General features: G+C 34.5%; 11 protein-coding genes. 10 read left to right on the plus strand and 1 reads right to left on the minus strand.

Annotated elements, in window-relative coordinates; translation table 11 throughout:
* The first annotated feature begins 1 nt into the window (after nt 1).
* The 7 genes from ligA (at nt 2) to rlmD (ending at nt 8,936) form a co-directional block, all read left to right on the plus strand.
* Nucleotides 2–2,020 carry an NAD-dependent DNA ligase LigA gene (gene ligA / locus ACWCL1_RS05645; protein ID WP_454545933.1) on the plus strand — a complete coding sequence of 673 codons (2,019 nt, stop codon included), beginning with the start codon at nt 2–4 and terminating at the stop codon, nt 2,018–2,020.
* Entirely contained in the window at nt 2,017–3,153 is a 1,137-nt protein-coding gene (locus tag ACWCL1_RS05650; RefSeq protein WP_454545934.1) for a CamS family sex pheromone protein, read from the plus strand. Before ligA ends, ACWCL1_RS05650 begins: the two co-directional genes overlap by 4 nt.
* A gap of 87 nt (nt 3,154–3,240) precedes the next feature.
* Complete coding sequence (gene gatC / locus ACWCL1_RS05655; protein WP_454545935.1) at nt 3,241–3,546, plus strand: Asp-tRNA(Asn)/Glu-tRNA(Gln) amidotransferase subunit GatC; 306 nt, start codon at nt 3,241–3,243, stop codon at nt 3,544–3,546.
* Nucleotides 3,546–5,012 carry an Asp-tRNA(Asn)/Glu-tRNA(Gln) amidotransferase subunit GatA gene (gene gatA / locus ACWCL1_RS05660; protein ID WP_454545936.1) on the plus strand — a complete coding sequence of 489 codons (1,467 nt, stop codon included), beginning with the start codon at nt 3,546–3,548 and terminating at the stop codon, nt 5,010–5,012. The genes gatC and gatA overlap by 1 nt, the downstream gene beginning before the upstream one ends.
* Nucleotides 5,012–6,445 (plus strand): Asp-tRNA(Asn)/Glu-tRNA(Gln) amidotransferase subunit GatB, encoded by a 1,434-nt coding sequence (gatB, locus tag ACWCL1_RS05665; protein WP_454545937.1) that lies wholly within the window; start codon nt 5,012–5,014, stop codon nt 6,443–6,445. Before gatA ends, gatB begins: the two co-directional genes overlap by 1 nt.
* Before the next feature lie 41 nt (nt 6,446–6,486).
* Nucleotides 6,487–7,524, plus strand: coding sequence for a diacylglycerol kinase (locus ACWCL1_RS05670; protein WP_454545938.1), 1,038 nt, complete (start codon nt 6,487–6,489; stop codon nt 7,522–7,524).
* Nucleotides 7,525–7,583: 59 nt separating this feature from the next.
* Complete coding sequence (rlmD, locus tag ACWCL1_RS05675; RefSeq protein ID WP_454545939.1) at nt 7,584–8,936, plus strand: 23S rRNA (uracil(1939)-C(5))-methyltransferase RlmD; 1,353 nt, start codon at nt 7,584–7,586, stop codon at nt 8,934–8,936.
* 95 nt (nt 8,937–9,031) lie between these two features.
* Here the strand turns inward: rlmD and ACWCL1_RS05680 are convergent, their stop codons facing one another.
* Complete coding sequence (locus ACWCL1_RS05680; RefSeq protein ID WP_454545940.1) at nt 9,032–9,574, minus strand: DNA-3-methyladenine glycosylase I; 543 nt, start codon at nt 9,572–9,574, stop codon at nt 9,032–9,034.
* 161 nt (nt 9,575–9,735) lie between these two features.
* Between ACWCL1_RS05680 and ACWCL1_RS05685 the strand changes: the two genes are divergently transcribed.
* From ACWCL1_RS05685 to ACWCL1_RS05695, 3 genes are all read left to right on the plus strand, one after another.
* Nucleotides 9,736–10,149, plus strand: a complete 414-nt coding sequence (locus ACWCL1_RS05685) for a YjdF family protein (RefSeq protein WP_454545941.1) — start codon at nt 9,736–9,738, stop codon at nt 10,147–10,149.
* Between the two features lie 366 nt (nt 10,150–10,515).
* Nucleotides 10,516–11,973, plus strand: a complete 1,458-nt coding sequence (locus ACWCL1_RS05690) for an amidase (protein WP_454545942.1) — start codon at nt 10,516–10,518, stop codon at nt 11,971–11,973.
* A 69-nt stretch (nt 11,974–12,042) separates the two neighbouring features.
* Nucleotides 12,043–13,293, plus strand: a complete 1,251-nt coding sequence (locus ACWCL1_RS05695) for a DEAD/DEAH box helicase (RefSeq protein ID WP_454545943.1) — start codon at nt 12,043–12,045, stop codon at nt 13,291–13,293.
* The last annotated feature ends 49 nt before the right edge of the window (nt 13,294–13,342 follow it).

Here is a 13,342-nt window from a genome sequence, read left to right on the forward strand (position 1 = left end):
ATTGACAGAAGCCTCAATTGTACAAAATGCACAAGAATTAAGAAATAAATTAAATCAGTGGGCACGTGAATATTATTCACTTGATAAACCCACAGTGCCTGATGATGTTTATGATCAAAACTATCAAGAGTTAGTTAAGATTGAGAAAAAACATCCTGAACTAATTACACCTGATTCACCCACGCAACGTGTTGGAGGACAGGTTTTAAAGGGATTTGAAAAAATTGATCATGAAATTCCAATGTTATCATTGGGAGATGTTTTTTCAAAAGAAGAGTTAGGCGAATTTGTTGATAACTTAGATAAAAATGTGGATGAAAAAATTGATTATAATTGTGAATTAAAAATTGATGGATTAGCAATTTCATTAGTTTATCGTAATGGAATTTTTGTCCAAGGATCAACTCGTGGAAATGGGCGAATTGGTGAAGATATTACTCAAAATTTAAGAACAATCAATTCAATTCCGTTGAAACTTTCAGAACCAGTTGATGTTGAAGTTCGGGGTGAATGTTATATGCCCAAAGAATCTTTTGTGAAACTAAATGAACGACAAGAAGCAGCTGGAAAACAAGTTTTTGCAAATGCACGTAATGCGGCAGCAGGATCATTGCGCCAATTAGATAGTCGCATTACTGCTGAACGTAAATTAAGTACATTTATCTATTATTTAATGGAACCAGAAAAATTTGGAGTAACAACGCAAAGTGATGCATTGGTTAAAATGAGATCATGGGGATTTAAAGTTGACCCAGACTATCAAGTTGCCCACAATAAAGCCGAAATCTTTGAATACGTTGATAAATATCAAAAGAAACGTCCATCATTAAGTTACGATATTGATGGCATTGTAATTAAAGCTAATCCTTTTAAAGTTCATCAAGAAGTAGGTAATACTGTAAAAGTGCCACGCTGGGCAATTGCTTATAAGTTTCCTCCAGATGAACAAGAAACAGTTGTCCGTAAAATTATTTGGACAGTTGGGCGCACTGGGGTAGTAACACCAACTGCAGTAATGGATCCAGTTCAATTAGCAGGGACAACTGTAAGTAAGGCTTCATTGCATAATCCGGATTATATTAAGGAAAAGGATATTCGGATAGGCGATACTGTTAAGTTGCACAAAGCAGGCGATATTATTCCAGAAGTATCTATGGTAGTTAAGAGTAAGCGCCCAAGTGACTCAAAGCCATACGAAATTCCGATACATTGTCCAGAATGTCATGCTAAATTAGTTCATTTAGATGACGAAGTTGCGTTAAGATGTATTAATCCAATGTGTCCGGCTTTAGTTAAAGAAAGTATTACTCATTTTGCTTCCCGAAATGCGATGGATATTCGCGGATTGGGAACGCGAATTGTAGCGCAATTATATGATAAAGGTTATGTTAAAGATGTGGCTGATTTGTATAAGTTAACTTTTAATGAATTATTAGAACTTGATAAGTTTAAAGACAAATCAGCAAATAATTTACTTACAGCGATTGATGAAAGTCGGCATAATTCTTTAGAACGTTTATTATTTGGATTAGGAATTCGCCATGTTGGTGCCAAAGCTGCTAAATTGATTGCACAACATTTTAAAACAATAGAAGCAATTCAAAAAGCAACAATAGAAGAAATTGCGTCAATTAACACTGTTGGTGAAATTATTGCTGAAAGTGTTGTCACATACTTTAGCAGTGAGCAAGTCAAAAAATTAATTACTGAACTTCGACAAGTTGATGTTAACATGAAGTATTTAGGACGCTCAGAAGAAGAAATTCAAGAAGAAGCACAAAATAGTCCTTTTAATGGACTTCACGTAGTGTTAACTGGAAAATTAGAACACTTAAAACGAGCTGATGCTAAAAAGTGGCTTGAAGTTCATGGTGCGAAAGTGATTGGCAGTGTTTCTCGCAAAACCGACTTGTTAATTGTTGGTAAGGATGCTGGAAGTAAGCTATCCAAAGCCGAAGAATTAAATGTTAAAATAATAAACGAGGCAACCTTTATACAACAAATGGAGGAAGAAGATTGAAAAAGAAAGTTAGTGCATTGATTGGAATTTGTTTATCAGCATTATTACTAGTAGGATGTGGTAAATCATCAAATAATTCTTCATCAAATTCCAATTCAAAATCAAGTGGTGTTCAAACCACTGGAACTGCTACAAATGGTCAATATCAAGGTGTAATTGAAAATGGACGCTATAAAACAAGTAAGTCACGGGGCATTGGAGTTGAACAAAATTCAGGAAATATGTTGAACTTGAAGAGCTTTGATCTTGGAATGACAGATATTTCCAAAAAATTCTTTTCAACTAAAGACTATGTCTTTCAAGAAGGACAATACTTATCTTCAAGCACAGTTGAAGATTGGTTAGGAAGAAAATCTAAGAGTAACCCCGATGGATTAAACCCTGAAAGTAACGGAAATGGTTCTAACCGTAATCCAATGTATATTCAACAAATTGGCGAACAAGATTATATGAAAGATGAAGACGGAAAACTTTCATTAGCCGGAATGACAATTGGAATCGGAATGAACCGCAAAGATTACTATCAAAAAGAACAATATGGAGCTACATATACACAGTCAATTTCGCGTGAAAAGATGGTTGAAGAAGGTAAAAAAGCAGCTCAAGAAGTCTTAAAACGGGTTCGTAAAATTGATGGTGTTTCAGAAGATACCCCAATTGTAATTGCAATGTTCCAACAAGCGCCAAATGATAGTTTAGTTGGTGGAACTTTCTATGCTTACGCAGTAAGTAATCATGGAACTGAATTAGGATCATGGAAGAACTTAGACATTAAAAATGTTGTGTTCCCAGCAACTTCAACTAACTCAGTGCCAAATGATAATGATGAAAAGAGTTTTGAAAACTTTAAGAGTAAGATTCAAAACTTCTTCCCTAACTTAGCAGGTGTTACAGCACAAGCAAAATATGATGGTAAGACGCTTGAAGAAATGAATGTAAACATTACAACTCAATTCTATAGTGAAACAGAAATCATTAGCTTTACTCAATATGTTGGTCAGGCTGCGCAAAGTTACTTACCAACTAAGATCCCAATTACAATTCAAATTTTAGGATCTGATGGTAAGACCCAAGCCTACTTGTCACGTGATGAAGGTGATGGTAAGTTTGAAAGTCATGTATTTACAAACTAATGCAATGAAATTCAGCTTTTAAAATTGTATAAATCAAAATGTGATAAAATACAAATAATGGAATTGGAAAGAAAAGAGGGATATTTGATGAAAATTACGAAAGATGAAGTCAAAAAAATTGCTAGTTTATCAAAATTAGAATTTAGTGACGAAGAGTTAGAAACTTTCACGAATCAAATTGAAGATATTATGAATATGTCACATCAATTAAGTAAAATTGATACTACTGATGTTAAACCAACAATTAACGTGACAGATGCTGTTAATGTCATGCGTGAAGATGTTGCACAAAAGCCAATGCCACGTGAAGAATTGATGAAAAACGTCCCTGAACATGAAAATGGCTATATTAAAGTGCCTGCAATTTTAGATGAAGGGGAGGATGACGAATAATGGATTATTTGAAAAATGATTTGACAAGTTTGCATGAAATGCTTGTAAATAAAGAAATGAGTGCAACTGAATTAGCCAAATCAACATTTGATACAATTGAAAAACGTGATCAAAAAATTGATGCTTTTCTTGAAATGAATAAAGAAAATGCGTTAAAACAAGCACAAATGATTGATGAACGTGGAATTGATGCAGCTAATGTTTTAGATGGAATTCCAGTGGGAATTAAGGATAACATGGTAACTAAGGATCTTAAAACAACTGCTGCAAGTAAAATGTTAGAAAACTTCATGCCGGTATACAATGCAACGGTAGTTACTAAGTTAGAAGATGCAGGAATGATTGTTGCAGGCAAGCTGAACATGGATGAATTTGCCATGGGAAGTTCAACGGAAACATCTGCATTTAAAACTACTAAAAATGCATGGGATCAAACTAAAGTTCCAGGTGGTTCTTCTGGTGGTCCAGCTGCTGCAGTTGCATCTGGTGAAGTAATCGCTGCTTTAGGTTCAGATACAGGTGGTTCAATTCGACAACCAGCAGCATTCAACGGAATTGTAGGAGTAAAACCAACATATGGACGGGTTTCTCGTTATGGTTTGATTGCTTTTTCATCTAGTTTAGATCAAATTGGACCAATGACTCGAACAGTTAAAGACAATGCATTGATCTTAAATGCAATTGCTGGTCAAGACAAGCATGACTTTACAACTTCTTCTCGTGAAGTGCCTGACTTTACTGCTAAGATTGGAAAAGAAATTAAAGGCATGAAGATTGGGGTACCAAAAGAATTTATGGACGTTGATCTTCAAGCTGAAGTTCGGCAAGCAGTTGAAAATGCAATTAAGACTTTTGAAGATTTAGGCGCAACGGTTGAAGAAATTTCTTTACCACACGCTTTGAATGGAATTCAAGTGTACTACATCGTGGCATCTTCAGAAGCATCATCAAACTTACAACGGTTTGATGGGATTCGTTATGGTTTCAGAGCAAAAGATGTTAAAAATCTTGAAGATGTTTATGTGAAAACTCGTTCAGAAGGCTTTGGTGACGAAGTTAAACGGCGGATCATGCTAGGAACATTTTCACTTTCATCTGGCTTATATGATGAATTCTTTGGCAAAGCAACGCGCGTACGGACTTTGATTTGTCAAGATTTTGAAAATGTCTTTAAAGACTATGATTTAATTTTAGGACCAACAACGACTACTTCAGCATTTGGTTTTGGTGAAAAAACTGATGATCCAATTGCAATGTACATGAATGACTTGTTGACAATTCCAACGAACTTATCTGGTGTTCCAGCAATGTCATTACCAGGTGGATTTGCTAAAGATGGTCTTCCAGTTGGAATTCATTTAGTTGCTCCTCGTTTTGATGAAGCTACTCTTTATCAAGCTGGCTATGCTTTTGAGCAAGCAACTGATTTTCATAAAAAAATGCCACAGATTGGAGGTCAAAATTAATGAACTTTGAAACTACAGTTGGATTAGAAGTCCACATTGAAATGAAAACAATGTCAAAGGCTTACTCACCTGCACCTGTTGTGTATGGCGCTGAACCTAATACAAGCACAAATGTAATTGATTGGGCTTATCCAGGAGTTTTACCTCAAGTAAATAAAGGTGTTTTAGAATTTGGAATGCGCGCTGCAATGGCGTTAAATTGTGAAATTAATCAAGATTTACACTTTGATCGAAAAAATTACTTTTATCCAGATAATCCTAAGGCATACCAAATTACTCAAAAAGAAACTCCATTAGCACATGATGGCTGGTTAGAAATTGAATTAGAAGATGGTACTAAACGTAAAATCGGGATTGAAGAAATGCATGTGGAAGAAGATGCAGGGAAAAATACCCACAATCCAGATGGTTACTCATATGTTGATTTGAATCGTCAAGGAACTCCATTGATTGAAATTGTTTCAAAGCCAGATTTACATTCTGCTGATGAAGCATATGCATATTTATCACGCTTACGGCAAATTATTAAATTTACTGGTATTTCTGACGTAAAAATGGAACAAGGTTCATTGCGTGCAGACGTAAACGTTTCTGTTAAACCAATTGGCTCAAACAAGCCAGGAGTGCGTACAGAAATGAAGAACTTAAACTCACTTGAACATGTGCGTAAAGGAATTGAATACGAAGAAAAACGTCAACGCGGAATCCTCCTTAAAGGTGGCGAAATTGAACAAGAAACTCGCCGTTTTGATGAGCCAACTGGAACAACCATTTTAATGCGTTCAAAAGAAGAAGCAAATGATTACCGTTACTTCCCAGAACCAGATTTACCAATGTATCATATTTCAGATGAATGGATGAATGAAGTTCGTGAATCAATCCCTGAAATGCCTGATAAACGCCGGGAACGCTACATCAATGAATGGGGCATTCCAGCATATGATGCTAAAGTTTTAACTCAAACAAAAGAAATGTCAGACTTTTATGAAGCAACTGTTGCTCAAGGTGCTGATCCAAAATTGGCCTCAAACTGGCTAATGGGTGAAGTGAATGCTTACTTAAACGAAAAGCAAATTGAACTTGATGAAACGGCCTTGACACCTGAGCATTTGGCTACAATGATTAAGTTAATCAAAGATGGGACAATTTCATCTAAGATTGCTAAAAAAGTCTTTAAGGAAATTATTACCAATGATACTGAACCAAAAGCATGGGTTGAAGAAAAAGGGATGGTTCAACTTTCAGATCCAGCTAAATTGCAACCAATTATTGATGAAGTCTTAGATAATAACCAACAATCAATTGAAGACTTTAAGAACGGTAAAGATCGTGCATTTGGTTTCTTAGTTGGTAATATTATGAAACAAACTCGTGGAAAAGCTAATCCAAAAGTTGTAAACCAACTTTTAACAGCAAGTTTGAAGAAACGGTAATTTTCCACAATTAATAATTACAAAGTTTAGAGGGATATAGGATGCAAAAACGTTGTCGCATTATTTATAATCCGACTTCTGGGAGAGAAGCGATCAAAAATGATCTAGTTGAGATTTTAAATATTTTAGAACGCGCAGGTTATGAAACAAGTGCCTTTGCGACTACGCCAGAAGAAAATTCCGCGCGTAATGAAGCTGAAAGAGCTGCACGGACAGGCTTTAATTTAATTGTTGCTGCAGGTGGTGATGGGACGATTAATGAAGTTGTTAATGGGATTGCCGGCTTAAAACATCGTCCTAAATTAGGGATCATTCCTGCTGGAACAACTAATGATTATGCTAGAGCTTTAAAGATTCCGCGTGAAAGTCCAGTTGAAGCTGCCAAAGTAATCGCTAAGGGTGATTCAATTAAAGTCGATATTGGAATGGCAGGACAAAACTACTTCGTAAACATTGCAGCTGGAGGATCATTAACAGAATTAACATATTCAGTTCCATCAGATGTAAAATCACTTTTTGGATACTTAGCTTACTTTGTGAAGGGAGCGGAAATGCTTCCTGGAATGAAGCAAATTGACATGCACTTAGAATATGATGATGGTGTTTTTGATGGCAAAGCTTCAATGTTTTTCGTGGCTTTAACTAATTCAGTTGGTGGTTTTGAAAAAATCGCTCCAGATGCTTCACTTGATGATGGAATGTTTACGTTAATGGTTGTAAAAACAAGTAATTTACTTGAAATGTTGCAATTATTTACGCGCTTATTAAACGGAGATCATGTCAATGATCCACGCATTTTATATGTAAAAACATCTAAATTGGTAGCTAAACCAGTTAATGGTGAAAAGATGATGATTAATCTTGATGGTGAATATGGTGGCGATGCACCAATGACATTTAAGAATTTAAAACAACATCTTGAAATTTTTGCTAATGTGAAAGACATTCCAGAAAATGCAATTATGCAACAAGAAATAGATGAAGCGGAAGATACCCGTGAAAAATTGGTTCAAGGGGTTGAAAATCTATCTCAAAAGCAAGATAATGAGATGGATCCACAAAACGAAGAAGAAAAATAGTAATATGAAAAGAGAAGTTGTGGAAAATACTTCTCTTTTTTATTTGAGGAGGATAGAATGTGCAAACACCTGTGAAAAAGAATCAAAAATTAACATTAACTGTGGATGATTTAACTTATGAAGGAATGGGAGTAGCTAAAGTTGATAATTATCCACTATTCATTGCGGGAGTTTTACCAAATGAAAAGATTGAAGCAGTCGTTGTTAAGACCCGTAAAAATTTTGGATATGCGCGAGCGTTAAAATATTTAACTATTAGTCCTGATAGAGTTGCAAATGACGAACAACAAAGCGGGATCACGCCTTTGGGACACTTAAAATATGAAGCACAGTTAAAATTTAAACAAAATCAAATTCAACAACTCTTAAAAAAAGCACACTTAGAGCAAATTAAGGTTAATCCAACAATTGGAATGGATAATCCATATCATTATCGCAATAAAGCACAGGTTCCTGTGCAAAAGATTAATGGCAAGCTTGAAGTTGGTTTTTACCGCAAGGGAAGTCATCATTTTATGCCATTGAAGAATTTCATGATTCAAGATAAACGTATCGATGAAGTGCTCCAAGCAGTATTGAAGATTTTGAACAAGTATGACTTATCAGCATATGATGAAACTACTGGCAAAGGATTAATTCGGCATTTAATGGTAAGACGCGGCTTTTATTCACATGAAGTGATGGTGGTAATTGTAACTAACGGAAAAAGTTTTCCACATGGGGATAAAATCGCAATGGAAATTATGCAGACACTTCCAGATGTGAAAAGTGTGATTCAAAATGTGAATAGCAAAAATACTAATGTGATTTTAGGAAAAGAAGATATTAAACTAGCAGGTAATTCGACGATTCAAGACGAGTTGAATGGCTTAAAATTTGATATTTCTGCACACTCATTTTATCAAGTTAATCCTCAACAAACTGAAAAGTTATACACTGAGGCAATCAAGAAAGCAGATTTAACAGGTAAAGAAACGGTCATTGACGCTTACTGTGGAATTGGAACAATTTCATTAACCATGGCAAAGCATGCTGCAAAAGTTTATGGAGTAGAAATCGTACCAAAAGCAATTGTGGATGCTAAGCGAAATGCACAGCTTAATAATTTAACTAACGTGGATTTTGAAGTCGGCAATGCTGAAGAATGGATGGAAAAATGGAACCAAGCAGGGATCACTCCGGATGTAATTATGGTTGATCCTCCACGTAAAGGCTTGACTTTAAGTTTAATTCAAAGTGCAACTGCGATGAAACCAACTAAAATTGTTTATGTCAGTTGTAACCCCGCAACTTTAGTACGTGATTTGCAACAATTTATGGATGAAGGTTATCACGTAACCCAACCAATTCAACCAGTTGATCAGTTTCCACAAACACCACATGTGGAAAGTGTGACGGTGTTGGAAAAATAGTTAATTTAAGTACTTACTTTGAGATTATAATCAAAGTAAGTACTTTTTTATGCAATATAAATTATATATTAAAAGTTAAAAATTATATTTATTGATTAATATTTAAAACAACTAATTTCATGATCATTAACAAGACCAGCTGCTTCAATAAATGATTGAATCACAACTGGACCTGTAAATTTAAAACCATCTTTTTTCATTTGCTGACTTATTTTAATTGATAGTGGAGTTTTAGTAGGAATGTCAGCGTAAGTTTGATAGTGATTTTTTATAGTTATATTATTAGTAAATTGCCAAAGATAATGATCAAAAGAACATGGTAAATTTTGAATTACTTTTGCATTATGAATCATTGCATTAATTTTTTTGCGATTGCGGATGATTTGCTTATTTTGTAGAAAATGTTCAACATCTTGACTTGAAAAACGAGCTACTGATGCAATGTTAAAGGAATCAAAGGCTTCTTCAAATGCAGTTTGTTTTTTTAAAACAATTTCCCAACTTAATCCCGCTTGAAAAGTTTCAAGTGTTAAAAGTTCAAATAATTGTTGATCATCATGGCAAGGAATTCCCCAATAATTATCATGATAATTCATCATTAAAGAAGATTTTGCCCATGAGCAGCGTTGTTTATTCATTAGTCTACCTTCTTAAAAATTAATTATTATTAATATGTTATCATTAAAGTAACGAAATAAAAACACAGTTCTGGTTGGTAGTCCAGACCAAAAGCAATTTTGCAGTAACCTTCCTCCTTAGGTTGTCCATTTTCGTGTAATTGATTAAGGAGGAACAATTCATGAATTCGTTGAAATTAACAATCATATTTGAAGATGCGTTTTACTATGGAGTTTTTGAAAAAATCAATGATAAAAGTTATCAAGTTGCAAAAATAAATTTAGGAAGTAGTGATCCTAAAATTTACGATATTCAACGTTTAGTAACTTTTCAACTAGATAAAATCACATTTTATTCAGCTAAATGTGTTCAAACTATAGTTAAGCATAAAAATCCTAAAAGATTACAAAGAATGGCTAAAAAACAAGTTCAAGGTCATTATAAAGGATCTAAAGCACAACAAGCTATTCAAAAACAACATGAGCAAATTAAAAATGAGAAAAAGAAATCCATTCGCGAAATTCGAGTGAAACAAAAACAACGAAAATTTGAATTAAAAAAACAAAAACGATATCAAAAACATCGAGGGCATTGAAGACTCTACTAATTTAAGTAGTGCTGATAAAAAGGAACATTTTGATAGTAATATTTAAGCGGATTCATCATATGACGGAACCGCTTAATAAATAAAAAAACATCTCAAATTGATAATGCTGCTGATATATGAATCAAGTTAGTGTAATTGATGCCGTCATCAGATTACGATTAGTGATTCTAAGCAAAAACACTTAGAATCTGAAATTTTAGATTTTGCTCAGGTTATTGAAAATTTTGATGATCATCAATATAAGCAAAAAATGCAAACCTGACTAGAAATGGCAGTAAAAGTTAACCAAGTATTGTTTGAATTAAGAAAATCAGCTAATCTTATTTTTACATCAGATAAATAAGGAGTTTTACTATGGATGATTTACAATTAATGAAACTTCCAGCATATCAACTTGCTGCAATGGTTAGGAAAAAAGAAATTAGTAGTGAAGAATTAGTGCAAATTTCTGTTGCTAATATTGAAAAACAAAACTCAAAACTAAATGCAGTCGTGCATTTAAGAAAAGCAAAGGCACTGCAAGAAGCGCGGAATCTAAAGGATAATGGCCAACCTTTTTTAGGAGTTCCGCTTTTGATTAAAGGATTAGGGCAGTCCCTAAAAGGCGAATCCGATACGAATGCCAGTCAATTATTTGCAGGGCAAATTGCCAAACAAACGAGTAATTTTGTGAAAAAAGCACAAGCAGCAGGCTTTATCATTATTGGGCAAACGAATTGTCCAGAATTTGGGTTTAAAAATATTACTGATTCGAAGTTATATGGAGATGCATTGAATCCATGGAATCTAAAATATAATGCAGGTGGTTCGTCCGGCGGTTCAGCGGCTGCCGTGGCCGCAGGAATGGTTCCGATCGCATTAGGAAATGATGGTGGTGGCTCGATTCGAATTCCAGCAGCGTGGAATGGTTGCATTGGATTAAAACCAACCCGTGGACGTATAATTGCCGGACCAACTAATTGGCGTTCTTGGCAAGGAGCCTCGGTTAATTTCGCAATTACACGTAATTTAAAAGATACTGCAATGCTTTTAGATCTTTTTCAAACGGTACAAACAGCTGCAGTTTTTCAATGGCCTTTATTTGAAACGAGTTTTTGTTCACAGCTAAAAAAGCCAAGCACCAAAATTAAAATCGGTTATACAGTTGCTTCTCCTGTAAATACTCCAGTTAGTATTGCTGCTAAAAGAGCAGTTTATCAAGTAGTTGATTTTTTGCATCAACAAGGATTTGAAGTGAACGAAATTTCATTGCCGATGGATGATCAAAAATTAATTCAAAGTTATTATTTGATGAATGCAGCTGAAACAGCTGCGATGTTTATGCCAATTGAATCTAAAGTAAAGAAAAGCACCATTGAAACTTTAAGCTGGGCACTTTATCAGACAGGAAAAAACATTAAGGCATTTGATTACAGCTTAGCACTTCAAACTTGGGACGAAGCAGCCGCTCACATGGCTCACTTGCATCAAGAATATCCTTTGATCTTAACTCCAACCAATGCATTTGCAGCCCCGCTTAATACTCAGCAGTTAGTTTCAAAAGAAAATTTAGAAAAGATGGAGCAAATTACTCGGTTTAACTCCAAAGAACAGCAGCAAATTATTTATGATCAATGGTTACCATCATTGCAGTTAACTCCATTTACTCAATTAGCAAATTTAACTGGAGAACCCGCAATTTCATTACCAACTTATGTAAATAAACAAAAGTTACCATTGGGAATTCAATTTCAAGCCGCTAAAGGGCGTGAAGATTTGCTTTTACAAATGGGTTATTTATTTGAAAAAAATCAACAATTTCAAATGCTGTAATTCTGTTCGCTTTTCTATTCCGAATAATGCTAAAATGGAAGAAGCACATTTTAATTAAGGAAGAATACTATGAATGAAAAATTTAAACAGCATTTTGATGAACAAGGTTTTGAAAAATTAACTCCAATTCAAGAAGCAACCTATGAAGCGTTAGTTAACGACGAAAACATTTTAGGGATTGCACCAACTGGTTCAGGTAAAACATTAGCATATGCATTACCATTACTTGAAAAATTAATGCCAACAGATGGGACGCAATTATTAGTGCTTGCACCTTCGCAAGAATTGGCTGCTCAAATTACTGATGTGATTCGTGAATGGAGTATATTGATTAATTTAAAGACAATTTCGTTAATTGGGAATGCTAATATTAAACGGCAAATTGAAAAGTTGAAAAAGCATCCAGAAATTGTTGTGGGTACTCCTGGGCGAGTATTAGAATTAATCGAACAACGTAAGCTAAAAATGCATCACGTGATGACAACTGTGATCGATGAAGCAGATGAAATGCTTCAGGAAAAAGAATCAATGGAAATGATTCGCAAAATTTTAGGACATGCTCCTTCGCAAATGCAACTTGCATTTTTCTCAGCAACTAAATCACCAATTTTTAACGAATTTCATAAATGGTTTGGCATTGAACCACATGTTTTTGATGTAACTGATATCGATGATACTCAAGGAGATGTTACGCATTATTTACTAGAAACTCCTACGCGAAAACGAGTTGATTTACTACGAAAGCTAGCAAATGTAGATGGAATGCGTGCGTTGGTGTTCTTTAAACAAGTTGCAACTGTAAAAGATGTTTATGAAAAACTCAGACATCATAATATTCCAGTGGCTGAATTGAATAGTACAATGCGCCAAACTCAACGGCAAGAAGCATTGCGAAACTTAAAAAAGGGAAAAATTACTTTTATTTTAACTACAGATGTAACTGCACGCGGAATCGATATTCCAAACTTACCTGCAGTAATTAACTATGACATTCCTAAAGATGAAACAACTTACATTCATCGTGCTGGTCGAACTGGACGCATGAAAGCTCAAGGAGTAGTTATTAATTTAGGTAATGAGCATGAATTACGTAATTTTAAACAATTAATGAGTAATCGTAATTTTGATATTCAAACTGCCTTTTTATATAAAGGACAACTTGTAACTGAAAAGCCAATTGAAGAAAAAAGCAAATCAAAGAAACGAAAAAAACAAACAAGTCCATCAGTAGAAGTTACTGATAAAAAGAAGAAAAAGAAAAATAGAATGCGTAACCGCAAAAATAAGGGTAAACCAAAAGCGCATAAAAAGAATAAATAGGCAGGTCAAACTTACTGATAGTAATAAAAAGCTGTGATTTTACAATCAC

This window comes from Ligilactobacillus sp. LYQ135 (assembly GCF_053711055.1).

Coding starts and splice junctions, on each gene's coding strand:
- gatC (WP_454545935.1), top strand. CDS start 3,241: ATGAAAATTACGAAAGATGAAGTCAAAAAAATTGCTAGTTTATCAAAA.
- gatA (WP_454545936.1), top strand. CDS start 3,546: ATGGATTATTTGAAAAATGATTTGACAAGTTTGCATGAAATGCTTGTA.
- gatB (WP_454545937.1), top strand. CDS start 5,012: ATGAACTTTGAAACTACAGTTGGATTAGAAGTCCACATTGAAATGAAA.
- ACWCL1_RS05670 (WP_454545938.1), top strand. CDS start 6,487: ATGCAAAAACGTTGTCGCATTATTTATAATCCGACTTCTGGGAGAGAA.
- ACWCL1_RS05680 (WP_454545940.1), bottom strand. CDS start 9,574: ATGAATAAACAACGCTGCTCATGGGCAAAATCTTCTTTAATGATGAAT.
- ACWCL1_RS05685 (WP_454545941.1), top strand. CDS start 9,736: ATGAATTCGTTGAAATTAACAATCATATTTGAAGATGCGTTTTACTAT.
- ACWCL1_RS05690 (WP_454545942.1), top strand. CDS start 10,516: ATGGATGATTTACAATTAATGAAACTTCCAGCATATCAACTTGCTGCA.
- ACWCL1_RS05695 (WP_454545943.1), top strand. CDS start 12,043: ATGAATGAAAAATTTAAACAGCATTTTGATGAACAAGGTTTTGAAAAA.